The organism is Nitrosomonas sp. (assembly GCF_024282095.1).
Taxonomy (GTDB): Bacteria; Pseudomonadota; Gammaproteobacteria; order Burkholderiales; family Nitrosomonadaceae; genus Nitrosomonas.
This window is the reverse complement of sequence record NZ_JAMWZS010000036.1, coordinates 1-26108: the sequence shown is the minus strand read 5'-3', so window position 1 is coordinate 26108 and position 26108 is coordinate 1. Positions and strand designations below refer to the sequence as shown.

The following is a 26108-nucleotide window of genomic DNA, read 5'->3' as shown; positions in this document are numbered from 1 at the left end:
CTTTGGTGGTTTGTTGATGACCTGGGATGCAAGTGGCAATCGTTATATTAACAGTATTGCTGGAGCAGTTATACCAGTCTTCACCAAGCTATAAGCTAGGTTAGTATCAACGCCGGTACACCACTGTCGGAAGACAGCCGGTGTACCGGCTTTTTTTATGACTCTAAGTCAATATATTTTCAGATAAAATGTTTTTCTCAAGCCTGTTTTTTTCTTTAAAGTTTAGATTTCATAAATTCTGTTTTATCAATCATTGATGTCAGCACTAAGTACTCTGCCGATTATATGATTACTGAACCCATTGATTTGCAATCCATTGAAATTGAAACAGGTGAAAATCCTACTCATGCAATTGTGTGGTTACATGGGCTAGGCGCTGATGGGAATGATTTTGTACCGATAATCAATGAGCTGAAGTTGTGTTCTGATAAACCTATTCGGTTTATTTTTCCGCATGCACCAGAACGGTCTGTCAGTATAAATAATGGTTACGTAATGCGCGCATGGTATGATATTTTTCATCCTGATTTTAATTATCATCAAGATGAATCCGGTATTTGTGGTTCGCAAAAAGCAATTGATGCTTTGATTATACGAGAGATGCAGCGCGGTATAGCCTCAGCACATATTCTGCTGGCGGGATTTTCTCAAGGTGGTGCGATGGCACTGCACGCTGGATTGTGCCAGATTAATCCGCTAGCGGGGATTATAGCGCTGTCATGCTATTTGCCCCTTGCAGAAACGCTTTCATTCGAAGCTTGTGCTGCTAATGCCGCAATACCAATATTTATGGCACACGGCACTTATGATGCTGTGATACCTATATCGCATGCTGTTGCTTCAAAAGAAAAATTACTGGCTGCAAATTATGCACCTGAATGGCATGAATATCCTATGGCGCATACCGTATGCCAACAAGAAATAGCAGATATCAGCCGTTGGTTGCAGCGCATCATGAAATAAACCCGAGTGAATTGTTGGAAAAATAAAAGCCAATAAAAAGCATAATTTCTCGATATAACTGTCATGCAGCAGAATTTTAGTTAAAACAGAACCATCAGTACGTGATCAATCAACATGAAACTAGCAACCTGGAATGTAAATTCACTAAAAGTGCGATTGCCGCAAGTAATTGATTGGCTGGGAGCGAATCAACCTGATATGTTGTGCTTACAGGAAACGAAATTATCCGACGATAATTTTCCAGAGAGTGAAATCACTGCAATGGGTTATCAGTCTGCTTTTATTGGACAGAAAACCTACAATGGTGTCGCGATACTGAGCAAACAAAAAGGCAGCGAGATAGTAACCGCGATACCTGATTTTGCTGATGAACAAAAAAGGATCATCGCCGCGACCTATGGGGATTTGCGCGTTATTTCCATTTATGTACCTAATGGTGATACCGTTGAATCTGAGAAATATGATTACAAATTAAAGTGGTTGCCAGCCTTAAACAGATGGCTACAACAGGAATTGAAGAGACATGCAAAACTGGCATTGCTGGGTGATTTTAATATTGCGCCGGAAGATCGTGATGTTCATGATCCAAAAATCTGGGAGGGCAAGGTATTGTGCAGTCAACCGGAACGTGATGCTTTCAGTAATCTGCTTAATTTAGGGTTTGTGGACAGCTTTCGCTTATTTGAACAACCCGAGAAATCTTATACGTGGTGGGATTATCGTATGATGGCTTTTCGTCTGAATCGGGGGTTGCGTATTGATCATATTTTGCTAAGCCATGAACTTGCCAGAACTTGCCAAACGTGCAAGATAGATAAGACGATGCGTAAAAGGGAGCGCCCTTCGGATCATGCACCGGTGATGGTGGAGTTATCGATATGATGCAAGAAATTTCCCGGTTATTTGCTTTTCTCAGGTAGCTTCTGAAGCTCGTTTCTGAGCACATTCAGATTCTTTTCGCGCACACTGATTTCTTCTTTTAACCGTTCCACTCGATTAAGGTATCTCTGGTAGTTGCGTTCACTACCCAAGCGGTCTGGAACACCTTCTTTATATTCGTCTTTTACTTCATTGAGACGTTTTTCTTCTTCAGATACTTTGCTTTGTAGTTGTTCACGCTGTTCCTCGATTTTGGCGGATTCTCTTCTTTTTGTAATTCTATCTTCTATCCCTTCAGGGTTGACAGCTGGAACGACAACAATGGGTGGTAAATCAATGCGTTTTGCATTATTGGAGGGTATGTTTGAATATGTTACGTTGCCATGTCCATCAATGTGTTTATACACACCGGCTTGTGTTAGACATGAAAAAGAAACCAAGGTAATAAAAAAAAGGTAATTTCTTTTCATGGTTCACCGTCTTAACTGTTTGTAATTTTGAATATATCTACAACTTGGCAAGCTCTTTCTTGAGCGCTGTTATATTTCTTTGGTGCAAAAATAACTTATTTTTGAGCTGCACGGATTTTTCTTGATGATTGCTTGATTCTGCATTGTTGTTGATTTGTAAAAGGGAATTTTGTGTATCGGAGAAAAGTCTCTCTTCAGTCACTAACTCTTTTTCCAGAATTTGGCGCCGCATGGTATTACGTTCTTTCTGCGTAGTATCTTTTACACGGGATTTCGATTGTGACCCTGATTGCTCAGTATTTCTGGAGAAAGAGGCGATTGAAATTTTTTGCGCATTACTGATACGACGATTGGTAAATGTGATATTGCCATCTTTATCCACATGTTTGTATATATTTGTCCCAGCGATAGCATTCGATAAAGAATCTACTAGAATTAAAATCAATAGGATAAATAGCGCTCTGATCTTCATATCTTTGATAGAAAAAATCTAATGATAACTGCAACTATTTGATCAGTCTATCAATTATTTCTCCAGTATAGGATAAAAGAAGAACCAATAATTCCTGCTTATTCTTATTTATGGAATTGAAGTATCCTAAATTACCCTATATCTATATGGCCCTTATAGACTGTAGTACATATCAAATTCAACCGGGTGTGTAGTCGTGCGTAATAATATTACCTCATCCATTTTAAGGCGGATATACGCGTCAATCATATCATTAGAAAATACGCCGCCACGGATGAGAAAATCACGATCTTTATCCAGGCATTCCAAAGCTTCATCGAGTGAAGCGCAGGCATTGGGTACTTTAGCTGCCTCTTCCGGTGGTAAGTCGTAAAGGTTCTTATCCATCGGATCGCCAGGATGTATTTTGTTCTGAATACCATCGAGGCCTGCCATCATGAGTGCAGTAAATGCCAAGTATGGGTTGGCGGTTGGATCAGGGAAACGAACTTCAATACGCCGTCCTTTCGGGCTGCTGGTGTGTGGGATGCGGATTGCTGCCGAACGGTTACTTGCTGAATAAGCGAGATTGACGGGCGCTTCAAATCCGGCGACCAACCGTTTATAGGAATTGGTGCTGGGATTGCAGATCGCATTAAGCGCGTGGGCATGCTTGAGGATGCCACCGATATAGTAGAGTGCTATTTCAGATAGTCCTGCATAACCGTTGCCGGAAAATAGATTTTTGCCATCTTTCCAGATGGATTGGTGTACATGCATGCCTGAGCCGTTATCGCCAACGATGGGTTTGGGCATAAAAGTTGCTGTTTTGCCATATGAATGCGCGACATTGTGTATGACATATTTGAGTATCTGATTCCAGTCTGCGCGTTTAACCAAGCTATTGAAACGTGTGCCTATTTCGCATTGGCCGGCGGTAGCGACTTCATGGTGATGTACTTCGACGCCGATCCCCATCTCTTCCAGCGTAATACACATGGCGGAGCGAATGTCTTGCAGTGCGTCAACCGGTGGAACTGGAAAGTAGCCGCCTTTAATAGCGGGACGGTGACCGATATTGCCGCTTTCATATTTGATAGCTGAACTCCAGGCTGCTTCCTCAGATTCAATTTTAACCGAGCAGCCAGACATGTCGGTATGCCAACGAACGGAATCAAAAATGAAAAATTCCGGTTCTGGGCCGAAATAAGCAACATCGCCGATGCCCGTTGATTTTAAGTAGATTTCTGCCCGTTTGGCCAGTGAGCGTGGATCCCGGCTATAACCTTTTCCATCCGCCGGTTCTACCACATCGCATGTCATCAGTAATGTGGGCTCATCCATGAATGGATCCATATTGGCAGTATCGGGATCCGGTATTAATAACATGTCGGAGGCCTGGATACTTTTCCAACCGCCTATTGATGAACCGTCAAAAGGATGGCCATCTTCAAATTTATCGGCATCAAAAGTATGCGCAGGTACGGTTACATGATGTTCTTTTCCATTTGTATCTGTAAAACGTAAGTCGACAAATTTGACTTCATTGTCTTGAATCAATTTCAAAACATCAGCTACCACCATTTTTTTCTCTCCAGACTAGCGTGACAAATTTTATAAAGCAAAATAAAAATACATTTAGATAGAATTATACCAGCACAATATAATGAATAACTTGAAACGATGTGAATGATTGATCTAACAGGCCGGTTAGATATCAACGTGCAGATACCGGAATCAGTATTCTATTGTACTATCATAAAGTAAGTCTTTATGATTCGTGAAAATTACGAAATGGCGGTTGCAGTGCTGATTGATTGCCGATAGCAACGCGCTGTTTTTATTCAGGACGAAAAGCTAGATCTATTGATCAGGTTAGGAATTTGGCTGCTGGTGATCATTGTCAAATTTGTGCCAACATGATTGTCAGAATGTGATTTTTGAGATGGAAGAAAATTGAAAATAAGCAGTAGTTGTATCTTGCATGTCTAGCGCACTTAACATACTCAAAGAAATTTTCGGCTATCCTGCCTTTCGTGGCCAGCAAGCAGAAGTGATCACGCATCTCGCCAATGGTGGCGATTGTCTGGTATTGATGCCGACAGGCGGCGGCAAGTCGCTGTGTTATCAGATTCCCGCTTTGTTGCGCAGTGGTACCGCTATCGTCGTGTCTCCGTTAATTGCATTAATGCAGAATCAAGTAGCTGCACTACACGAAATTGGTGTGCGTGCAGCAGTTTTAAATTCATCATTGTCGCTGCAAGAAGCTATTGTCGTTGAACAGAAATTGCAAAATGGTGAGTATGATTTGCTGTATGTTGCGCCGGAGCGTTTACTGACCGTGCGGTTTCTGAGTCTGATAGCACGCATTCCGGTTGCGTTATTCGCGATTGATGAGGCGCACTGCGTTTCGCAATGGGGACATGACTTTCGCCCGGAATATATTCAGTTGTCTGTGCTGCATGAGCGCTTTCCTAAAGTACCTTGTATTGCTTTGACGGCAACGGCTGATATGGATACTCGCAAAGAAATTATTGAGCGTTTGGGGCTTGATACGGCGAGAGTCTTTATTTCCAGCTTTGATCGTCCGAACATTCGCTATCAAATTATTGATAAAACCAATAGCCGGACACAATTACTGTCCTTTATACAGGCGGAGCATCAAGGCGATGCCGGTATTGTTTATTGCCTGTCACGTAAGAAAGTCGATGAAACAACAGCTTGGCTCGTAAATCAAGGGGTGCGTGCAGTGGCCTATCATGCCGGTATGAGCATGCAGCAGCGCAGCATCAATCAGGAAAAATTTCTGCGGGAAGAAGGCATCGTCATGGTCGCTACGATTGCTTTTGGCATGGGAATCGATAAGCCCGATGTGCGTTTTGTCGCACACCTGGATTTACCGAAAAGTATTGAAGGTTATTATCAGGAAACCGGTCGTGCTGGTCGTGATGGACAGGCAGCCAATGCCTGGATGGTGTATGGTCTCGGCGATGTCATCCAGCAGCGGCGGATGATTGAGGAGTCTGAAGCGCAACTTAAATTTAAACAAGTTGCTACCCGGAAACTTGAAGCCATGTTATCGCTATGCGAAACAATTAGTTGTCGTCGCTCACGCCTGTTAAGTTATTTTGGTGAAGCGGATACTGCACCATGCGGAAACTGTGACACTTGTATAAACCCGCCGCAAGTCTGGGATGCCACCATAGAGGTACAGAAGGCGTTATCCTGTGTTTATCGTACCGGGCAGAATTTTGGGGCAGGGCATCTAATTGATGTGCTGCGAGGTAATCTGACTGAGCGCGTGCAGCAATGGCATCACGACAGAATCAGTACTTTCGGTATTGGCAAAGATTTGCCGGAGAAAGCCTGGCGTGCGGTATTTCGCCAAATTGTGGCACTTGGGCTATTGACGACGGATAGTGAAGGTCATGGCGCCTTGTGCTTAACTGAGATCAGTCGAGCAGTACTCAAGGGGCAACAAACTGTACATTTGCGACTACAAACAAAATCAAGAAAATCATCCGAGAAACGGCTTGATGATGTCGCACTCCTGGATTCAGCCGAGCGTTATTTGTGGGAACAATTACGCACGTGGCGAGCAAAAACAGCTAAGGAACATGGTGTTCCGGCATATGTGATTTTTCACGACACTACCTTGCATGAATTGGTGCGTTTGTGCCCTAAAACGGAGGATGAATTGCGTCAAGTGACGGGTATCGGTGTGCGTAAGTTCGATAAATATGGCGATCATTTGATGGAGATTCTTCGTAGTTCTTGAGGCTCGCCGGCACAAATTGAAATGACGTTGTAATTTGGGTACTTGGAATTTTTATTAGTTTTGTTATATACTCAAAATCCACAATAATATGGTGAATTTAATTTAAATAAGGAATTTAAAGGATGAAATTATCAATTTTTGCCGCAACTTTAGTAGTATTCTTAGCTGCTTGTTCAAATGCTAATATGGGCGATCCAAATGCTAGTGCAGATGACTGTAAGTTTGGAGTAGGTGGTAATGGTGAATGCCTCAAGGAAGGACAGGATCCACGTCCATTTGGTGGTAACAGCAAACCAGGGCATTAATAACCATAGAATCAGATAAAAATAATCTCTTTCATGGATCAATGAAACAAAAAACCGCCTTCATCAGGCGGTTTTTTGTTAATGAAGCTTTCTTAATTTTGTTTATTCGCGTACTTGCAGTGTTTTGATATTTCCACGAGTTGCTATGTCTCGCGACTTAATGTAATCGTAACTATCAGATTAACGTAAAATTCTTCTGCGGCGCACGGTATATCCCATCAAACCAAGTCCAACTATTAACATGGCATGAGTTTCCGGCTCTGGGATTGGGCTGATCGCAGTATTTGGGTTAACGGTAAACATTAGATCTCCCCCGCCAAAATTAAGGCCTTGCCAGTTTACGTATAAGTGATCTGCATCAAAGCTTAGAGTAGGCGTTCCTAAAATGCCGGTGTTTGAAACGAGGTTAAACGAAGTAAATGAATCTGTTGTCGAGAATATATCGCTAACAACAAATCCATTGAACGGTGCCGATGAGAAGCTGGATCCATGGGCAAATGAAATGACGAAGCTATCGCCACTGAAATCCAGTGTGCCATAACCATCGACGACATTAGATACTTCTACGCTGGAATCTACCAAGTAATCACCATTAGCAGCGGCAGAATAAGGGGTGGTCAAGTCCGAAAAATAATATTGATAATTCACTGTTTGTCCGTCGAATAATCCAGCATTTGCAGCTCCTGTGCTCAGACCAAAGCACACAACAACAGAAACCGCTATCAATCGTAAAGAATTTTTCATTATTTAACTCCTAAAAATTTAATGCAGCGATAAGCTAAAAATCAAGAATTTATGCGGCGTATCATGCATTAAATTTTTTTGCCTTAATAGAGAAAAGTGTCATAAAATTAATAAGATAAATGTACTAAGAATGAGTTGGTGTGAATAGTTAGAATGTCCCAAGTGTGAATAGGCTGGATGTCCTATTTGTAAGGCCGATAAGCACGGCTATTCATGCCTCAGCTAAAACATTCGGGTTTTTATGCGTATAGCGGGTGGATATGTGGTTTGTGCGAAAATTGATGTGAATCAATGTGATATGAAAGATAGGATCTCTATATATAAACCGATAAGCGGTCCAAATAGCTAAAGTTCTCCAATGCCAGATTTTCTGGATTTGGTAAGCAGGGTGGCGTGGAAGTGCACTTCACTCTATTTTTTCTTTTTAGATATAAAAATTACTTAGTCTTACCTCCTATAGATAGTACAGGAGGTAATCGGGAAGATAGTGCTGAATCTCTGTTTCTTATGCGGTTCTGCGACGACGTATTGTAAAAGCTATGAATCCCAATCCCGCCAACAGCATGGCATAAGTTTCCGGTTCCGGAACGGGACTGATGTTGGTGAATACAAATGTTTCGTCGTTATAATCAAAATCCCCGCCGTCATATATATCTTCAAATCCTACATAGGTTCCGGCCGGAATACCAAGGGCTGCATCGCCAAAAAATGACGTAGAGTAGACATGATTTACGCCATCAGCGTTTAATGCGCTGTCTGAATACAAGGTATTTCCTGTGGTGATGACATTCAATTGAAATGTAAGTACATCCCCTGCATGTACGAAGCCAAGACTCACAAAGTCCCCCATACTTGATGTGTGATTGTTTAATACCCCGGCAGATGATTCGGGAGTAATCACGCCATTTACCAGTAACGACAGGGTATTGGTATAGCTTGCTGATTGATTGTAGAAATAAGCACCAATCTCACCTGTTGTTGTTGCTGTGAATGTGTAATGGGTTGAATTCTCTGTGCCGGAGGTTGGATATGGGATTGCATCTGCTCTGGTACTCGACAACAAACCAAGCCACAGAGCAACAAAGACTGCTATCAATAGCAAAGAATTTTTCATCATTTAACTCCTCAATTTTAATGACTACATAAGCCATAAGCACATCAGTTACGTGGCATATAATGTATTAAGCTGACTGACTTTAATAGAGAAAAATGTCATTAAATTAATGAGATAAGTGCCATGGGATAAATAGTCGAGATGTCCTGCTTTGGGAGATGGGCAAGTGTGGCGGTCAACGCTAACCTATTGGTTGGGCACAAAGAAAATTGGATTCTTATGCCAGTGATATCAGAAGCCGCTTTCCCTTATGATGACAGAAAATACAGTTTCATAAATTCTTTGGGCGACAGAAACTGGTTTGCCTGTGACGAGTATGGTCTCTCTAATCTCTTGTCTCGATACGGTAGATGAAACGTTATTTAATCTGATGGCGTAAGCTGTAGTTTCTGGGACGATTGTGCCATCTCTATCACCTTTTACTGCAATTTCTCCTCCATATGGAGAAGCGAGGTATGCCAAATCAAGACTCTTGATATTACCCCAGTCGATTCTACTGATTGAAGCTGTCAACTTAGGCAAAAAAGGATCCTCCGGATAGAACAGCGCTTTCTGGCCCACCTCAATTCTGTTAAGCGCATTTCCAGCAATGATGCCTTTTATCTCTGCAACATTGGGGTCAATTATGAAGCAGAATGGAGTGTGACATGATTAACCCATTGATGTATCCGCAAGGTGTCATCCATCTCGGCAATCACGCCTGAAAATGAGGCACGTAAAACCAATCTCGTTTGTCTTTTCTCTAAACCCTCCAGCTTACTGGACTCTGCGGCAATTTGTTCCAAGATGACATGTAAATCATCTTGGTCTTGGCGATTAGCCACTGCTCTCATGGCACGCAGATTAAAAAATTCCAGTTGCTTACGTGTCAATGCAATTTCACTTTCCAAATTGGGCGATCTTAAAACCATTAATACCTGGTCCTGTTCAACCTTTTGCCCACGTTTGATATCAATTGAGACAATTTGAGCGGACTCAGGAGAATAAATGGAAGCATGGCTGGCTGATGTCAATACTCCCGGAATAGTTACTTGAGAATTCCAAGGAAAAAATAGTGATCCAATTGAAATAATTAGGCAAGCAAGCCATAACCGAAATCGATTGCTGTGGCGAATTTCACTTTTTAAAAACCACCAGTGTTTTATTTCTTTATAGATGGGCATAATGATCAGCAGGACTATTTCAACAATAAAGAGGATGAGGCCTAATAACTTAAAAAAGAAGTGATAAACCAGTAAGGCGATTCCCAAATACAATGTTAAGCGATAAAGCCAGGTGAGCCACGCATAGCAGATGAGTTTGAATTCCAGGCTGGGAAACAACTGTTCAGGCTTTTCTTCAACTGTACCAAATAACAATTGGCGCAGCTTCCATTGAGCAAGCTGAAATGAACGTTGCTGCAGGTTATCAACACCCCACCAATCTGACAAAATATAATAGCCATCAAAGCGCATAAATGGTGTCAGATTAATCACGAGACTACTGATCAGACTGGTTGTCGCGATGACGAAGCAAGTGCTTTTCAGTATACCTTCCGGTAGAAATGCCCATATGAATAGACAAATGCCGGCGAGTATCAACTCATTGATGATGCCGGCGGCCGCTACATGCATCCTTTGTTGCTTTGAATGCAAACGCCAGGTATCCGAGGTGTCGCTATACAACATGGGCATCATGACCATAAACGCTATTCCCATACTGGAAACCCGACAACCGTAATGCTTGGCGGTATAAGCATGCCCAAGCTCATGAAAAATTTTTGTACCGATCAATGCTGCTGCATAGACCAGTGCGCCATGTAGTGTAAAGAAGTGTAAAAATGTGTTTACAAAAATATCCCATTGTCGGGAAACCAAATAAATTCCGGTAACTCCGATTAAGGTAGCAAGGTATAAAAAAGTTGCGGAGTAAAACTTCTTAATAAAAGGATAGGTTCTGCTTAGAAAGTCATCCGGACGAAAAAGCGGTACGCGAAAAAATAAATACTGACTCAGGAATCGCTGAAAACGATTTGCATAATATTTTTTATGTTGTGCCAGATAATTGGCGGATTGTTGAGTATGCGACTGTATTGTCAGTTGATTTAAGTGTAAGAAACTAATCAGGGCAGATACATCTTCAAGTGTCGGGCTGAATACTGTTCCAGATGCTATTCGATTAATCAGCGCCTGGCCGTTCCCTGCGGACCAGTTGGTCAACATATGATAAACAAGTACGCCGATACGAAAAAAACGATTATTTAGTGGATCATAGAGCGTCCAAGCCTGCGATCCATCATAGGCATTCGGAGCCTTTAATAACTGTAAATCCTCTCGTAGTAAGGGTAGCTGTTGAACATCTTCCGCGGGCATATTTCTTTAATAGCCTAAATATTGACGAATTGCCGAGAGCGGACGACGAAAAAGATAAAAAAATAAACTGACTGAATCACCGTAGATCTTTGCGGTGCCTTGCCAGCCAATGCGTAGATTTTCCGCTGCTTCCGTCAATTCGGCTTCTACTCGATAAACCAGTATATCCCCAGGGGCGATTTCTGCACGAAAACTGGTATAAGTGACTTTTGCAGCAATGGAATGTAAGGGATCGACATCCAGGTATATTTTGACTGGTGCGCCTGGTTGGAAGTCAATGTTATTTTCAACAGGTAAATCAATGCGTAACATCAACTTGCCAGTCTCTGCAATTTCCATCAGTCTTTCGCCGGTTGTAACGGGGCGTCCGATCAGCTCCGATTTATCATTGAAAAGCAACAGACCGTCTTTTTCTGCAATGACATTGACACGATCCAGCATTTCTTTGGCATAGTTTCTTTTGATAACAGCCAAATCCATTTTTGCTTTCAGAAGTGCTGTTTCTGCATTATCTTTGGAGCTTTGAAATGCGCCTTGAGCAGCTCTTTTCAGTTCAGCTTGGGCAACAGCGAGAGATTGTTCAGCGACGGTATATTCATTTCGATAATTGGTGTCTTCATAGCTGAATAGTGTTTGCCCCTGAGTGACCATTTGATTGGGCTCAACGAGAATTGATGTGATGACACCATCCATCGGTGCACTAATCATTAAAGGGTCTTTAGCAATCACTTTAACTGGTCCTAGGGTAGTATTCTGAACCGGTAAGAAAAGCAACAGCACAAACAGCATCCCTAGTGCCCAGGTGGTATTACGTGAAAGCAGCCATGATTTGAAGCGACGATGTTTATCAAAGTATCCCCAAGCATGTGCATAGGTATCTGCTAATCGTTTAATCAATAAGAGTTCATTTTCGCTCCATGCAGTTTCTCTTTCGAGCCATAAAGCGCCTATTAGGAAACCATCGGGTAGTTTTAAAGGAGTCCAAACAGGATAGGTTAACGACATGTTGCGCCAGTCTTGCTGGAGTGCTTCAGGAAGTTGTTCGGCGCTGACCCTGACTGGTTGGTCACCCATATTTTTTTCTTTTAGATCGTTAATGACACGTTCCATCCAATGTATCTTGGGTATGGAGCGATCGACTAGAGTAACACCCGAAGCTCGTATTTCTTGGAAATGCGAATTTCTTTGACCTACTGTTTTGAAAAGAAATGCATGGCGATAATGGAGCAGACGCCTGGTTTCGTTAACAATAAGATAATGTAGCGACAATAGATCTGCGCTGCTACGTGCATCAGATTCCAATTGGAGTAGCGCAGAGAAAGTTTTGTTGGCTTCATTATGTTGTGTATCACTCATGATCTAATTATCAGGAAGATCAAAAATAACCTTTCCGCTCATACCAGCCAGTACATCAGAGGCATCACCCTTAAAACTTGCGAATATACGTATGGTCTGCGATACAGGATCAACGCGGGCGCCTATTCTGGTGATATAACTTTCATAGCTCTTCCCTGTTTCATCAATGATGACAGGGCAGTTAATGCCAGGTTGTATCCAAACAAGCCATTTGGACGGAACAATCATTTCAATCTCAAGGCTGCTATCATCCAGAATTTTCATGATTTCGCGACCAGGTTCGATCACTTCGAATTTATGCGCTTTTACTTCAGTGACTCGCCCATCCCATGGTGCTTTGATGGTACATTCCCAATTACGAATTTTTAGCACATTGAGATCCGCCATAGCCTTATCATATTGAGCTTTAGAAACTTCAAGTTCCAAAGAGCCGACAGCGTTAAACTGTGATAAATCCTGATTGTTTTTGAGTATCAATTCCTTGGCTGAAGCTTCTGCTTCCATGGCTTTTTCTTCCGCTCTTTGCTGCAGACAATCAAATTGTACTAATTTCTCATCCTTCTTGAAGGAATCGCCTTCTTTGAAATTGATATGAGCAATCTTAGCAATTCGGTTAGTTGATAAGGTCGCTTCACGTAACGGTTTAATCAGGCCTCTTATCTCCACCTTTGAAGTAGGTCGGGAAATCTCCTTGTCAAGAGGTGTTATTGTGAGAGGGGGGATTAATTTAGGCGGTTCTGCGAAACCGTCTGTCACGCGCAAAAAAAGTGCCAAAAATATAATACGTGTTGTGTAGGAAAGGTTTTTCATTTGATCCAATCGGTTAAAATTAAATGACCTTGACTGATGAACTAAGTATCTGGAAATTCTAAATCAAATAATCATCTTGATGTTTCTTACTTTTTGTCATTTATCAGGGGTTTTGTCGGATATGGCGATATCAGCATTGCTATCAAGCTGGTCGCTCCATACGGCAACACGGTTACGACCATTTTTCTTGGCGTAATACAATGCCTTGTCTGCTAGATTAATTAGCTCACTGGGATTCTGAGTAGCGTGTGCGATTGAAGAAAGCCCCAAGCTAATGGTGGCGTGTTTAATACCGAGAACATCGTACCTTGAAGAATTCATGATATTAATGCGTAGTCGCTCGGCAATTTCAAAAGCCATAGCATCATCAAGATTAGGTAATATAAGGCAAAACTCTTCACCACCATAACGTCCGACAATATCTGCTTCACGGAGATTTTCCCTGATGGTATCCGCAACAAGTTTAATCACTTCATCACCCACTGGATGTCCGTAATTATCATTAATGGATTTAAAATGATCAATGTCGAGCATGATGCAAACCAAATTTGTATGCTGGTTACGCGCATTGTTAAAAATTTTGTCGAAGTATGCGTGAAATGCTCTACGGTTATAGCACTGTGTGAGTGGATCAACTTCCGCGATAATTTTCAGTTCATTATTCTGGCGGGATATTTCGTTTCTTGAGATTTCAATTTCTTTAAGCATAACCTCCAGTTCGATATTTTTAGCTTCCAATTCCGTCACATCATCGAATGTTACCAGCGCACCTCTACGCTGATTATCATCTCCCAATATCTCTGAACAATTGACCATAAAAATGTGCGAATTCTCGCCTTCAAATTTTAATCGTATATCAGCCTGGGCTTTCCCATCCGTCAGCGTTGCTATCCATGGAAGCACCCGATTTTCTTTTAATTGCTCGGTCGCGCTGCTATTCCAAGCTAAGCTGGAGGCCTCTTTACCCAGAAGATATGTATCGTGTAGGCCTACGTTTTTGCAAAAAGCAGTGTTTGCAAGCACGATTTGTTCCTTGTCGTTCAATATGAGTATGCCTTCCGTCAATGTGTCGAATGCTTTCTTAACCCGTTCCGGAATAACTCTGGAAGGATCCAATTCTTTCAAAACTCGTTTTAAAAAAAACAGATAACCTAAGAAACTGACTATGGCCACATATAACAACATTCCCCAGAATGAATTTTTAATTCCAGGCCAATGATAAAAATCTGGTGGCGGTGCATAGCTCAATTCAACGGTTCCCCAGAGCTGATCATTTTGCATGATAGGGACCTGAATATAGTCTAATGATGAGTTGTCGTCGGTAGAGGGTTGCCAGATAGTGTCATGATCCCCCGCAACAGCATAGAATGTGCCATCATTTCTGCGTACTGCAGCGGAAAGTACCTCAGGGTTTCGTTTCACCAGTAGATTTAACGTTGTCTTGACTTGCGTCGAATCATTCCGCTCGGCGGCGAGTACCAGTTGTACCGCCAGTGTTTCAGAGAAAGATTTTCTGGCATCGAGGGTAGCTTGTGATTTGTCAGGCACGATACCTAGTAATTCTCCAATGAGCAGCACGCTGATCGTTAATGCAACGAGAGCGATACTGATTCGAAAAGTGGGGTGCATGAGTTTATTCGTCATGGTGATTATTTGTCTGAACGAGTTCGATTAAACATTTCTTCTTCAGAATCTAGTTTTTCTGACTGGATATTCTTTTCAGTCTCTGGTTTATGCTTATTATTTTTTGTAGTAGCGAGAATGATCAATGGATCAATACTTTTTACCGTAGGAAAAATAGATAATAAGCCGGCAAGAAATGTGCCTGCGCGCAGCAGCCAAGCCACTAAGCCTGCCGTCAGTGAAAGACCGGTACCGGCTACCATCTTGATAACCAATTCTTTTTCTGTATGATCCTTATCAAATGCCTGTTGCAGATCATCCTGAATTCGTTCAATTTCTTGCCACAAAGCAATATTGTTTTCATCAGGCTCAGCGTCACGTGATGGTAGCGACGAGAGGGAGTCATGGGCGACCTGTTGTGGAGTGGAGTCATTTTCCTCAATCAGTGGTGAGATTTTGTTCGTGAGCGCTTTATCAGGTAAATAACCTGAGTTATTTTCTCGGTTATTTTCTAGCCCGACCGATGATTTATCGGAGCTACTCAATGGCTTGATAGATTCCTTTCCGCCAACTTCTGCCGATGGCAGAGGTTGTGCAGAAATTGGTGATGTTACAATCGGATTCGAAATAGGATTCGCAATAGGGTTTGGAATCGGAACTGGAGTAAAAGGTGGGAGCGGTGGTGGAGTGATTCCCGGAATAGGCGGTGGAACCAAATCCAAGTCAGATATTGTAATTTTCACTTTGTCAGCGTCGGATGCGCCATTACTGTCGATGCTAATCATCGTGAGTGTATCGCTGCCACTAAAATCCAGATCGCCACGGTAACGTAATGACGCCAGCGTGGCATTGATATCCGCCTGCGTTCCCGACAAAGTCAGAGTACTCGTGCCATTGGCGCCGGCGCTGATGCTTGCCGCACCACTTAAAGTGACCGTCAAGCTGCCATGGGCCACAGAAAGCTGTACGGTGGATAGATTTTCATCGGTATCGGTAACACTGACACCCCCCAAGGCGAATGAGGTGTTTTCAGCGACAGTCTGTGCTCCCGGTACGGTATTGACCGGCGCGGTATTCAGATGGATAACCGTAATGTTTACGGTATCGGTGTCTGTAGCGCTATTGGCATCGGTACTGGTCACGGTCAACGTATCGGCACCACTAAAATCCAAATCGCCACGGTAACGTAATGAAGCCAGCGTGGCATTGATATCCGCCTGCGTTCCCGACAAAGTCAGGGTACTCGTGCCGTTGGCGCCGGCGCTGATGCTTGCCGCACCACTTAAAGTGACCGTCAAGCTGCCATGGGTCACAGAAAGCTGTACGGTGGATAGATTTCCATCGGTATCGGTAACACTGACGCCAACCAAGGCGAATGAGGTGTTTTCAGCGATAGTCTGCGCTCCCGGTACGGTATTGACCGGCGCGGCATTCAGATGGATAACCGTAATGTTTACGGTATCGGTGTCTGTAGCGCTATTGGCATCAGTACTGGTGACAGTCAACGTATCGGTGCCACTAAAACCTAGATCACCACGGTAGCTTAATGACGCCAGTGTGGCATTGATATCCGCCTGCGTTCCCGACAAAGTCAGGGTCCTCGTGCCGTTGGCGCCGGCGCTGATGCTTGCCGCACCACTTAAAGTGACCGTCAAGCTGCCATGGGCCACAGAAAGCTGTACGGTGGATAGATTTCCATCGGTATCGGTAACACTGACGCCAACCAAGGCGAATGAGGTGTTTTCAGCGATAGTCTGCGCTCCCGGTACGGTGTTCACTGGGGCGTCGTTGACCGGGGTAATGTCGATCGTCATCGTGGCTGTGGCGCCGATCCCGCCCGGTACGGCCGTTAATTGGATATTGTCGAAGTGCACGACACTTGAGGTGCCGCTGGTTTCTATCAGGCGCACTTCGAGCGGCTGTCCGTCGACGGCGCCGAAACTGCTGCCGTCTACCGACAGGGTAGCGCGGACGAATTCCCCAGCGATCGGCGTGATCGACGATTCCGTGATGAACCCCAGGCGCGTACCACCGGCCCACAGCTCTGCATGAAATTGCGGGGATAACCACGCAGGATCCCAGCCTACATCCACAGATAGAGTGTAATCAAGCTCCGTCGAGAAGTTACTGATGAGCACCTGGCTGATGTCGCTGGCTTGTCCGAGAGAAAAAACTTGGTCATGATCGGTCGCATACGCGGCAGCAGTGAGATTCGAGGTGTAGACTGTTCCGGTTATCGTCCAGCCGGTGGCGACGTTGTTGCCAGTGCCTTCCGCGTAGGTGACTCCAAACTCTGCATCCGGGTTTGTGATTTCAATCGTCTGCACGGGACGATAAACAAATTGGGCATAGTCTTGTCGCAAATCACCCACGCCCGGAGTTGGGTAGGTATCGTAGCCCGATTCGCCTGTATCTGGAACGAATCTAAGCAGTCCGGCATCGATGGTGGTTTTGGTGATCGTCTGGGATAGGGTGACCGGTTCCCACGAGAAGCCATTGGAGACCTCTAGAACGCCGTCTGCGGGCAAGGCCGTGATTTGGATGGCGGTGTCTCACCGGTGATGGGGGAATCGACGTCGGTGATAGTGAAATCTGCCCAACTGAACACATAAGGCGTATCTTCGGTGCCCGTCACGCTGCCCCCGGCGGCCACGGGTGCATTGTTGAGATCGCTGACGGTGACGATCGTATCGTAGTTGGCACTGGTCCCGCCGTCTCCGTCCGTCAAGACATAGCGCACGGTACGGGTGCCGGTCGTCGGCGTCGCGGTATTCACATTCTCATAGGCGATGTTCTGGACCAGCGCCGTCACCGCCACCGGGGTGGCGCTGTCGTTCAGGGTGATGACCAGGTTACTCCCGTTGCTGCCGCCGGTGAAAGTACCGATGATTACGCCTTGATAGGTCACATCGCTGCCGTTCACGCCGATTTGACCTGCGCCAGACCCTTGGTTTTGAATGCTGAGCACATCTTCCGTAGATTCCAGACCGGAGGAAATGCTGACAGTCAGGGTCCCGGTATCAAAGTTGGCGCTATCCGCATCGGATACCAGAGCATTCGCACCTTGCTCAATTACCACCATTCCGTCGCCTTCGCCATCGGCGAGGCTATCGCCGGTGAGATTCGTGATGGTCGGCGCGGCGGAGGCCACGACCGTTACTTGCAATTCCGGCGTGAATGCCAAGCCGATGGGGTTCGTAAGCCCGGTTATCCCCGTATCGAAGAAGCCGAGCGAAGTGCCGGTGGCGGTATCGAAGCGTTCTATGCGACTCGCCGTGAAATCAGTCACGTACAGGGTTCCATCCGGGCCCGTTTCGATGTCATAGGGTGAGATTGAAGTGTCAATCGCCGTCAAATACGCGCCAGTGGTGCCATTGAACTTCAACAGGTTATTGAGTTGGGCGTCTCCTACATAGAGATGCCCGTCCGGACCAAACCCCATTGAGGACACGCCGAAACCGGAAGGTGAAGTGGCAAACGCCCCGGCGCCGATCTGTGCGCCGCTGACGCCATCAAACTTGTACACCTTACCGCCGAACCAATCTCCGACGTAGAGGTGTCCGTCTGTGCCGAAAGCCAGCGCGGTTGGCCCATCCAGGAGACCCGAAGCAAACACATCGATGAAGGCTCCCGTGGTGCCGTTGTAGCGCAAGACCTGATCCGTGTCATAACTCGTCACGTATAGATTGCCGTCGCCGCCGAAGACGACATCCGTGGCCGTAGCAAGCCCACCAGTGCCCGCAGGAATGAAGACGCCGCTCGTTCCACCATCGAGGTCGTACCACACGACATTGTTGGAGACGTACCCGCTGACATAGAGTCGGCCATCGGGGCCGATCACGCTGCCCCCCGGACCGTCCAGTGCGGCATTGGCCGGTAATACATCGATCAATGCGCCGGTGACGCCGTCGAGCCGATGCACGCTGTCGTTGCCCATGCTCGCGACCAGTACTTCGCTATTGGTGGCGGTGCCGTCTTCGTCGGTGGCCGTGGCCAAAATGTCATAGGTAAAACCGACCTTGGTATAGCTGTGGGTGATCGTTGCCGGGCTCCCCGTGACGGTTTGCACCGTGCCGTCACCCCAATTGATCGTCCATCCAGAAATGGTGTCTGCGCCAGGGTCGACTGCACTGAGATTCAAGGTGTAGACACCGCCATTGCTGGCAGTAGCATTGCCTGTAACGGTGAGAGTGGGGGCGGTATTGCTCACGTTGGCGGTGGCGGTAGTGGTTACAGGAGTCGTCCCGTCGCTGACACGCAGGCCGATCGTATAACTACCATTGTCAGCAATGCCGAAACTTTGTAGCGTGGCCCAGGTGACGGTGGGATTCACCGTCGTCGGCTCATCCACTTCACCATAGCTGCCATCGTTGTCCAAATCCCAAGCATACGTCAGTGTATCGCCTTCGGGATCGCTCGAGCTTCCGGCGTTCAGCGTCAGGTTCTCACCCTCTGCAATGGCGTATGGTCCCGCTGCATTAGCTGTCGGAGGATTGTTGGCCGCGATGCTCGCCATCACGTTGACTGAGAATTCCGACGTACTACCGTAGCTGCCGCCACCGAAATCGACCGTGGCAGTGGCGGTGACGATATGGCCGGCAGTGACAGTAACGCCGGTCAAAGTGGCGTTGAAGCTTGCGTTTCCGGATCCGTCGGTGGGTGACCGTCGTGAAGCCCAGATAGGTGCTTGCTTCGCCGTGGTCGCTGTCATGGGCCGAAGGCGACGAGAAGAATTCGATGCGGTAGCTGGTGTTGGTGTTGCTGTTCAGCGTGCCGCTGATGGTGGTGTCGCCGCCACTGGTGCCGGCGCTACTCAGTACGGGAAAGTTCTGCAGATCGTTGGCGCCAGTGTCGGCATCGCCTGCATCGTTGTCAGTGATGCCGTAGGGCTCGCCCACACCGCTGGCGAGGTCGATACCGACGAAGGCGTTGTCCCACATCCGGTTGCCGAGGATGGCGTTGTTGGTGCCAGACGTCGACTAGGCGTAGACGCCGCTGTTGACCTGGTGGGCCATCACGTTGCCGTCACCAGCGCCAGTGCCGCCGATCAGATTGTCGTGCGCGTTGGTGCCCAGCCAGATGCCGTCCAGGTTGCCGCCGGCCACCGTCAGTGTGCTGTCGGTGCCTATGAAGTTGCCGCGGATCACCGTGCCGCTGCTCGCGCCGTTGATCCAGATGCCCGGCCCGGCTGCGAAGCCCATGATCACATTGCCCTGGCCGGCGGCCGAGCCGCCGATCACATTGTTGGCGCCGCCTGAAACGATCTCGATCGTTGCCGTGGTCTTGGTCAGCACGGTGCTGCCATCGGCTCCCAGTCCAAACCAGTTGCCCTGAATAGTGTTATTGCCCGTGGCTACATTGGTCATGTATACGCCACGGCCATCGCCGGCAAAGATGTTGCGCTCGCCTGCGGCGGAACCACCGATGAAGTTGCCTGTGGCACCGGACAGCAGGTAGACCTGGTTGTTGCCGCTGCTGATCGCGGTATTGCCGCTGGCATCGGTGCCGAAGTAGTTGCCCACGATGTGGTTGCCACTGCCGCCGCTCATGTAAATCGCGTTGGTGCTGCTGGCGGAGATCACGTTGCGGTCGGCCGCGCTGCTGCCGCCGATCACGTTGTTGTTGCTGTTGAAGGTGGCAATGCCAGATTGTCCGGTGGTGGTGGTGCCGGCGGTGCCGTCACTGTTGAGTTTGCCGATGTAATTGCCGGCGATGGTGTTGCCATCCGATCCGGTGTTGATCACGATGCCGCGCAGCTGAACATTGGTGATCACGAGGCCACGGATCGTCGAGCCTCCGGAACCGGCGCTTAGCGACAGACCATCGACATTGAGGTTGTTGCCGTTCAGCGTGATCGCCGGTTTGTTGCCGTTGGCGGCAAAGCTGTCGTCGGTGGTTGCGTCGAGTATCACCGTCCCGGTGATGGTTGGCAGAGCAGATGCCAATGTGATGGTGTGGGTTCCGGTACCGGCGATGTTGAAGTCGATGTTATCCGTTACGGCACTGGCATTGGCGTCGGTGATCGCTTGCCGTAGCGATCCTGCACCAGTGTTGTTGGTGTTGGTGACGGTGTAGGTGGCTAATAATCCTTGCCACGCATTTTGAGTAATTTTTTCAATAATAACGGGAGTTTCAATGGTACCGATTTGGGTTTCCAGCACCCAGTCGCCACCTAGCGCCGCAGCGCCGGTAAGATCGTTACTGGCAGCGATATCGGCACCGGTTAATTGCGACAGTAATGTCGCGGCTTCATGGCCCGATTCACCTTCCCCGAAATTACATCCATAGATCAGAAAATCGGCGTTTTCGGTTAATGCCCGATTGATGATGGAGAGTGCATCACCGTATTCGCTTTGCATGGACTCGAGATTGAGCATGCCGGTTCCTAAGCGCAGCTCGCCTTGGTCTCCGTGAGAGATAAGGTGAATGGCATCTACCGCAGATGGGTACTGGGCGAGATATTTGGCGATCTGTTCGACACCATCTTGTTGGCTATCCAGTAGTACAACCTGTATGTTGGGATCTATTCCTGACAGAATTTCTGCATAATGATTGACGCTGGTATCGACGAATACGATTTCGTTGATTGGGCCGCTCGGTGCAACATAGTCAGCCAGCCATGCTGCTAAATCATTTGTGTTGCTTGAAGTGCTTGTCGTATTTGCTTCAGTATCCGATTGATTATTTACTAAATCCTTGGCAGCAGGAGAAATCTCTTGCGTATTATTCCAACTGGTTCCCGATCCTTGGTATTCATGAATCGTTGCATCAGCAATTTCCACAGCCGTGCTGATGGCTGCCCCATCGAACATGATTCTCGGTTCGAGCTGCCATATCACACCGAGTGCATTATTTATCCCGGCTTTGGTTTTATCTTTCTGATTAATCAACATGTGTGCTTTTATCGTCGGTTTTTGACGGAATTACTGTAAATACGCAGTCCCAGTGTAAACTTCAGCGTTTTTGCCAATGCTCGGTTAGTTTGGCCGTGAGTTTTGATAGATCTTTGCTATCAATATCTTCAGGGATCGGATCAAGACCTAATGAAACATAAATTCCCGCATACGCATTTTCGAGATCGGAATAAACGCTGTCGCAACGCGCTTCTGCCAATAGAGTATTCAGTTCTTCTCGGATCAATGCATGTCTGCTGATCTTGCCCAGGCGAGCCTCGATTCGGGTTTGTTCAATGATGCGTTTCTGGGTTTGGTAAAATTCATAGGCAGCCCGGTATTCTTCATTGATATTGCCAAATTGCGCCAAACTGACATGAACTTGCGCCAGCACTGCCATACTCATGGACAGACGTTCGGTATCTAATAGTTTTTCTTTAGTATCCAGTTCTGCCATCTTTGCCGGCATAGAAATGATGCTGATCAGATTCCAGGACAACTGTGATCCAAGGCTTAGCCAGTCACCGTTAAATAGAAAATTATTGGAGTTATAGTTGTAACGTGCTCCCAATTCGATGCCTGGCAGCATTTGTAAGATAGCCGCCCGTGTTTCTTTTGCATTGGCGCGTTTTTGATAGAACAATTCCCGTAATTCCGGGCGACTTTCCAACGCGATTTGCTCCATTTCTTCTATGTCGAGATCAATCTTGCTTGTGAATATGCCTCGTTCGGGGATCACTAAAGTGAAATTCATGCCCGGCTTAATATTCATCAAGGCGGCTAATTGTGATTTGGCGATGGATAGATTTCGTTGTAATAAACCGATTTCACGTTCGATGCCCAGCATGTCACGTTTATAAGTGAAATTGACTTTTGGATTATTGAGCTGTTCCAGTTTCATTTGATCCGCCTGATCAATCGATTCCCGTACCTCCGCTTTTAAGCTTTGCATGCGTGATATCAGGCGTTCATAGCTGACAGCGCGCCAATACGCTGATCGGACATCCTGCACGATTCGGTTGATGACATTACGTTTTTGTTCTTCTTGAATCAGTACGTTATCTGCAGCTTGCTGCGCCCGGTAATAGGACACGCCGAAATCGAGAATATTCAGGCTCATGCCCAGCATCGAAGCAAACACATCTCTTTCAGAAGATGTTGATGATTCGAGCGTTCTTCTGCCGGTAATCAGTGATCGGCTACTTGCACCACTATAATTACTGCGAGAAGTGTAGTTAAGATCAATTACGAGTTTAGGCAGCATGTCATAACTCTTCAGATCCAGTTGCTTCTGCGCCAATGTCTTACGAGTTAGCTCAATTTGTAATTCCAGGTTGTTTTTTAACGCACGTGCTGTTGCCTCTTCCAAAGAGATCGAGCCTGAAATGGGGTCATGATCTTTTTGTATTGAAATAAGGTCTGCAGAAACCCGGTGTTTGTTTTCCTCATCAGTAACGATTTTAGGCTGTATGGCGCAACCTGAAATAATCAGTACGATCCATAAGAAAATAAGGCGGTGTTTCCAAGCAATCATGTTTGTGAATGGATATAAAAATTGATATCTGAAACTTAATGTCATGCGACGAAGCCTTTTATTTAAAACTTAAAAACTAGTACAAGGATTTCTGTGTAATTGCGCGGTAACATTTACCCTCAACAAGGCTTGTCTTTACACTGCGCATGCTACGTTCAGTTTTTCTATTGTCGTTAAGACGCATACTGGGCTTATTTCTTCTCCTACATGATCAAAAGCAGCCAGATAATATGACGGCATTGATGGCGTGTAATTACTATTTTGAGTAGGAATCGGCTTGTATGATTTCAGAATTTACAACAAAATAAATGCATGGATTCTAATGAGCAGTAACAGTTTTATGGCTCAATTTATGATTTTCTGTCGGCTTCTAATTTTATTCTTTCAATGAATTGCTATGGTTGTGATCGTGATTTGAAATGCCAGGGTATAAGGTAGTCTGACTTTCTATGAAGATAACGGACTTCGATTGACAGTTTTGATAAGTCAGGCTGTTTTCAAAGAGTCATTGGTGTGAAATAGGTGCGTGGCGGTCGGGTGAATATTCCTACACACATGGCTTCGTATTACGATGAATTTTGTTGCGATTCAGGTTGATTTGAGATTCATCAATATTTAGTAACAATCTCCACTCAGTAAAAATTTTTTCTGCTATTCTAAATGGGCAAAAAGAGCTTTTTGCGTGTCAATTAAAATAGAAATGGAGAAAAATATGTTCAAGAAATCAGTAAGTGCACTAGCACTAGTTATTGCAATGGTTTTCGCCTCAAGCCATGTTTTCGCAGCCTGTAGTTTGGAAACCGAGAAAGATGGAAAAAGCGCCTGCGGTGCTAATCAAGTCTGTTATTTGGTTGAAGGCGCCTGTATTGATAAAAAGAGTCTTCCAGCTGGAAAAGCATGTAAAAAATCGGGTGTTTGCCAGAATTCATGCGTGACAGCAGATGGCAAAGAAACCAAAGAAGATGGTTCCGAAACAGGAAAGTGTAATTAGTCTTTAAACTACTAACCTAGGCCGATTACCGGCTTAGGTGGTTTAGGCGGTTCGTAACATTGTCAGGCAATAATCCGGAATCAGGCTGAAATCCTGCTTCAATAATCTGATTAGTCTGGTGTAATGATCTTTAACAGACCGTTGCAAACTATTTGCGTTGCCGCTACGGTGCTAGAAACAGGTTCAAGTTGTTTATTTATCATGTATAGACTGCGCTTTCTCGCCTGTTTTTGCTTGGTGGGGCTGCCTCGAAAACGTTTTTCAACGGTCTGTTAATTATTGTACGGGTCTTCGTATTTCTCGAAACCAAATCCGATATTGCTCCATTTTTGCACGTTGTTCTGCGGGTGCGTGGCGGCGGCACGTGGCGTATTCCTCCGTATCCGGTTTTGCACCCCAGCGAATTTCGACGCAATCATTAGGATTGTAAGCCATTTCATAGGCCGGCTTCCGTGCCAATACCTCGGCGACAGAAAGCATCCACGAACTGCCGTCCGTGCGGGTATAGCGGATGCTGTGTTCCTGAATGCGCTGTGCGTGGTATTGCTCAATCTCGGTTTTGGCGGCTTCAGGATTCTTGTCGTTCATCACGAATAATCCGGGGTGACGCACGATTTTTTCGGGTAAATCGTTCAGTACATTGATGGCGATGATGAGGCGCATGTCGCGGGAAGGTGTGGAATAATCCTCCCACGGGCCGACGGTTTGAAAAATCGCTGCACCGCTGGGCATCGGGATGACGCTGCGCGGATTCTTGCGGAAATACGCTTCACCATTGTCTACTGAGTTGATGCGGGTTTCGATTTGCTCGACCAACGCGGCTAAGGTGGCTTCGTAAACTTGCTTGGGATCAAGCCCGCCAGGATTGATGAGTTGGGCTAGTCTGGCGTAAAAATCATCGGGAGAGAGTTGATCCTGCTCCAAAGAAAACAGTGCAAAGTCAGGCTGGTTGATCAGCTCATCGTTGGAGAGCATGCGCCATTTGCCTGAAGGCATGCGTGCCAAAGGCCGGAAAGCTTTGAAACCCGGTCCGGCGCTTGCGGTATTGGCAAACAGCAGGGTGCCTTCCCACACCCGCTTGCGGGCGACCGAGTTGTCCGGCTGCGCATCGACGGCCAACAACATGCCCGGATGATCAATCGTTTGCGGCACCCATTCAACCAGTACTAACACATGACCATAGGGATCGGCATAGACCGTTCCCGGCCATAGCGTCTCGCGGCTGAGCGGGACGGGATACAAATCGGTGGATTCGTCCGCAAGTCCGGTGCGTAGCGAACCGGAATGGACGGTATCTGCCAGCTGTCTGCTGAATTTTCTGAAATTGGCTTGCGAGCTGATGCCTTGGGTAAATTCGGTCATGATGGTGGTTGTGCCACAACGCGGCGGTGCCTTGGCCGAACCACGCCCGCAGGCGCGAAAAGCGACGGGTAATCCGACTTTCCAAGCAAAATAAGCGCGCAACATGTAGGGCAGGTCAGCGCAATCGGGGGTTAGCGGCAGGTTTTTGTCTTCGTTGAGGCCGAGATGGTTGTGCAGAAAGTTGCGTTCGGTGTTACGCAGCACCGGTTCCAGCGAAGGGAAACTGAAATTTTCTCCGGGTGGTGCGCCAAATAACGCTTCGATCCAGGCGGAGTAGAAAGCTTCGGTGGCAAGATTCCATACTTTGGGGTTTCCCTGTTTGCTGGATTCACTCATGATCAGTGGATAACAGGCGATAGGCTTGCCATCCCGGTGCGCCACCACGCGATATTGCCCCGCGGTGAGTTTTTCCAATTCGGTGCTAAGGCTCCAAGGCGGGCCACCGCGATGGCGGGATTGCAGCGGTATGCGGCGTCCTTGGCTG

At 46.3% G+C, this 26108-nt stretch carries 22 protein-coding genes; 6 read left to right on the top strand and 16 right to left on the bottom strand.

What is annotated here, in order from left to right; all coding sequences use genetic code 11:
- The first annotated feature begins 10 nt into the window (after positions 1-10).
- From Q0K92_RS10455 to xth, 3 genes are all read left to right on the top strand, one after another.
- Positions 11-94: a hypothetical protein gene (locus tag Q0K92_RS10455; protein ID WP_366084308.1), complete on the top strand. Its 84-nt coding sequence runs from the start codon at positions 11-13 to the stop codon at positions 92-94.
- A gap of 191 nt (positions 95-285) precedes the next feature.
- Positions 286-963, top strand: a complete 678-nt coding sequence (locus tag Q0K92_RS10450; protein ID WP_297325749.1) for a carboxylesterase — start codon at positions 286-288, stop codon at positions 961-963.
- Positions 964-1077: 114 nt separating this feature from the next.
- Complete coding sequence (gene xth / locus Q0K92_RS10445) at positions 1078-1845, top strand: exodeoxyribonuclease III (RefSeq protein ID WP_297325748.1); 768 nt, start codon at positions 1078-1080, stop codon at positions 1843-1845.
- Positions 1846-1862: 17 nt separating this feature from the next.
- Here the strand turns inward: xth and Q0K92_RS10440 are convergent, their stop codons facing one another.
- The 3 genes from Q0K92_RS10440 to glnA all read right to left on the bottom strand — a co-directional run bounded on the left by Q0K92_RS10440 (position 1863) and on the right by glnA (position 4347).
- Positions 1863-2312, bottom strand: a complete 450-nt coding sequence (locus Q0K92_RS10440) for a DUF4124 domain-containing protein (protein ID WP_297325747.1) — start codon at positions 2310-2312, stop codon at positions 1863-1865.
- 37 nt (positions 2313-2349) lie between these two features.
- Positions 2350-2784 carry a DUF4124 domain-containing protein gene (locus Q0K92_RS10435; protein ID WP_297325746.1) on the bottom strand — a complete coding sequence of 145 codons (435 nt, stop codon included), beginning with the start codon at positions 2782-2784 and terminating at the stop codon, positions 2350-2352.
- 153 nt (positions 2785-2937) lie between these two features.
- Positions 2938-4347 (bottom strand): type I glutamate--ammonia ligase, encoded by a 1410-nt coding sequence (glnA, locus tag Q0K92_RS10430; protein WP_297325745.1) that lies wholly within the window; start codon positions 4345-4347, stop codon positions 2938-2940.
- A gap of 400 nt (positions 4348-4747) precedes the next feature.
- Here glnA and recQ point away from each other — a divergent pair, with 400 nt between their 5' ends.
- Positions 4748-6541 carry a DNA helicase RecQ gene (gene recQ / locus Q0K92_RS10425; protein ID WP_297325744.1) on the top strand — a complete coding sequence of 598 codons (1794 nt, stop codon included), beginning with the start codon at positions 4748-4750 and terminating at the stop codon, positions 6539-6541.
- A 122-nt stretch (positions 6542-6663) separates the two neighbouring features.
- A complete protein-coding gene (locus Q0K92_RS10420; protein WP_297325743.1) occupies positions 6664-6846 on the top strand; it encodes a hypothetical protein in 183 nt (60 codons plus the stop codon).
- A gap of 180 nt (positions 6847-7026) precedes the next feature.
- Here the strand turns inward: Q0K92_RS10420 and Q0K92_RS10415 are convergent, their stop codons facing one another.
- The 12 genes from Q0K92_RS10415 to Q0K92_RS10360 all read right to left on the bottom strand — a co-directional run bounded on the left by Q0K92_RS10415 (position 7027) and on the right by Q0K92_RS10360 (position 23271).
- Positions 7027-7590: a PEP-CTERM sorting domain-containing protein gene (locus tag Q0K92_RS10415; RefSeq protein WP_297325742.1), complete on the bottom strand. Its 564-nt coding sequence runs from the start codon at positions 7588-7590 to the stop codon at positions 7027-7029.
- 505 nt (positions 7591-8095) lie between these two features.
- The gene (locus tag Q0K92_RS10410; protein ID WP_297325741.1) at positions 8096-8704 is read right to left on the bottom strand and encodes a DUF4114 domain-containing protein; all 609 of its coding nucleotides are present in this window, start codon (positions 8702-8704) and stop codon (positions 8096-8098) included.
- Between the two features lie 231 nt (positions 8705-8935).
- The gene (locus tag Q0K92_RS10405) at positions 8936-9265 is read right to left on the bottom strand and encodes a hypothetical protein (protein ID WP_297325740.1); all 330 of its coding nucleotides are present in this window, start codon (positions 9263-9265) and stop codon (positions 8936-8938) included.
- A 62-nt stretch (positions 9266-9327) separates the two neighbouring features.
- Entirely contained in the window at positions 9328-11055 is a 1728-nt protein-coding gene (locus tag Q0K92_RS10400) for a site-2 protease family protein (RefSeq protein ID WP_297325739.1), read from the bottom strand.
- A 6-nt stretch (positions 11056-11061) separates the two neighbouring features.
- Positions 11062-12411, bottom strand: coding sequence for an HlyD family efflux transporter periplasmic adaptor subunit (locus Q0K92_RS10395; RefSeq protein WP_297325738.1), 1350 nt, complete (start codon positions 12409-12411; stop codon positions 11062-11064).
- A 3-nt stretch (positions 12412-12414) separates the two neighbouring features.
- Complete coding sequence (locus Q0K92_RS10390) at positions 12415-13221, bottom strand: HlyD family efflux transporter periplasmic adaptor subunit (protein WP_297325737.1); 807 nt, start codon at positions 13219-13221, stop codon at positions 12415-12417.
- A gap of 96 nt (positions 13222-13317) precedes the next feature.
- Positions 13318-14865, bottom strand: a complete 1548-nt coding sequence (locus Q0K92_RS10385) for a diguanylate cyclase (RefSeq protein WP_297325736.1) — start codon at positions 14863-14865, stop codon at positions 13318-13320.
- 5 nt (positions 14866-14870) lie between these two features.
- Positions 14871-17372 (bottom strand): Ig-like domain-containing protein, encoded by a 2502-nt coding sequence (locus Q0K92_RS10380; RefSeq protein ID WP_297325735.1) that lies wholly within the window; start codon positions 17370-17372, stop codon positions 14871-14873.
- Positions 17351-19465 carry a PKD domain-containing protein gene (locus Q0K92_RS10375; protein ID WP_297325734.1) on the bottom strand — a complete coding sequence of 705 codons (2115 nt, stop codon included), beginning with the start codon at positions 19463-19465 and terminating at the stop codon, positions 17351-17353. The genes Q0K92_RS10380 and Q0K92_RS10375 overlap by 22 nt, the downstream gene beginning before the upstream one ends.
- A complete protein-coding gene (locus Q0K92_RS10370) occupies positions 19386-19784 on the bottom strand; it encodes a hypothetical protein (RefSeq protein WP_297325733.1) in 399 nt (132 codons plus the stop codon). The genes Q0K92_RS10375 and Q0K92_RS10370 overlap by 80 nt, the downstream gene beginning before the upstream one ends.
- Before the next feature lie 39 nt (positions 19785-19823).
- Positions 19824-21737, bottom strand: coding sequence for a DUF4347 domain-containing protein (locus Q0K92_RS10365; RefSeq protein WP_297325732.1), 1914 nt, complete (start codon positions 21735-21737; stop codon positions 19824-19826).
- Positions 21738-21798: 61 nt separating this feature from the next.
- Positions 21799-23271, bottom strand: coding sequence for a TolC family protein (locus Q0K92_RS10360; protein WP_297325731.1), 1473 nt, complete (start codon positions 23269-23271; stop codon positions 21799-21801).
- 682 nt (positions 23272-23953) lie between these two features.
- Between Q0K92_RS10360 and Q0K92_RS10355 the strand changes: the two genes are divergently transcribed.
- The gene (locus tag Q0K92_RS10355; protein WP_297325730.1) at positions 23954-24262 is read left to right on the top strand and encodes a hypothetical protein; all 309 of its coding nucleotides are present in this window, start codon (positions 23954-23956) and stop codon (positions 24260-24262) included.
- A gap of 276 nt (positions 24263-24538) precedes the next feature.
- Here Q0K92_RS10355 and Q0K92_RS10350 read toward each other — a convergent pair.
- Positions 24539-26108: hypothetical protein (locus Q0K92_RS10350; RefSeq protein WP_297325729.1), on the bottom strand; the 1570-nt coding region annotated here is incomplete at its 5' end.

Bases quoted from the DNA above. Each gene is read 5' to 3' on its own strand.
- xth (WP_297325748.1), top strand. From the start codon at position 1,078: ATGAAACTAGCAACCTGGAATGTAAATTCACTAAAAGTGCGATTGCCG.
- Q0K92_RS10410 (WP_297325741.1), bottom strand. From the start codon at position 8,704: ATGAAAAATTCTTTGCTATTGATAGCAGTCTTTGTTGCTCTGTGGCTT.
- Q0K92_RS10435 (WP_297325746.1), bottom strand. From the start codon at position 2,784: ATGAAGATCAGAGCGCTATTTATCCTATTGATTTTAATTCTAGTAGAT.
- Q0K92_RS10360 (WP_297325731.1), bottom strand. From the start codon at position 23,271: ATGATTGCTTGGAAACACCGCCTTATTTTCTTATGGATCGTACTGATT.
- Q0K92_RS10420 (WP_297325743.1), top strand. From the start codon at position 6,664: ATGAAATTATCAATTTTTGCCGCAACTTTAGTAGTATTCTTAGCTGCT.
- Q0K92_RS10400 (WP_297325739.1), bottom strand. From the start codon at position 11,055: ATGCCCGCGGAAGATGTTCAACAGCTACCCTTACTACGAGAGGATTTA.
- Q0K92_RS10415 (WP_297325742.1), bottom strand. From the start codon at position 7,590: ATGAAAAATTCTTTACGATTGATAGCGGTTTCTGTTGTTGTGTGCTTT.
- Q0K92_RS10450 (WP_297325749.1), top strand. From the start codon at position 286: ATGATTACTGAACCCATTGATTTGCAATCCATTGAAATTGAAACAGGT.
- Q0K92_RS10370 (WP_297325733.1), bottom strand. From the start codon at position 19,784: ATGTGGGACAACGCCTTCGTCGGTATCGACCTCGCCAGCGGTGTGGGC.
- Q0K92_RS10440 (WP_297325747.1), bottom strand. From the start codon at position 2,312: ATGAAAAGAAATTACCTTTTTTTTATTACCTTGGTTTCTTTTTCATGT.
- recQ (WP_297325744.1), top strand. From the start codon at position 4,748: ATGTCTAGCGCACTTAACATACTCAAAGAAATTTTCGGCTATCCTGCC.
- Q0K92_RS10390 (WP_297325737.1), bottom strand. From the start codon at position 13,221: ATGAAAAACCTTTCCTACACAACACGTATTATATTTTTGGCACTTTTT.
- Q0K92_RS10385 (WP_297325736.1), bottom strand. From the start codon at position 14,865: ATGACGAATAAACTCATGCACCCCACTTTTCGAATCAGTATCGCTCTC.
- Q0K92_RS10395 (WP_297325738.1), bottom strand. From the start codon at position 12,411: ATGAGTGATACACAACATAATGAAGCCAACAAAACTTTCTCTGCGCTA.
- glnA (WP_297325745.1), bottom strand. From the start codon at position 4,347: ATGGTGGTAGCTGATGTTTTGAAATTGATTCAAGACAATGAAGTCAAA.
- Q0K92_RS10365 (WP_297325732.1), bottom strand. From the start codon at position 21,737: ATGTTGATTAATCAGAAAGATAAAACCAAAGCCGGGATAAATAATGCA.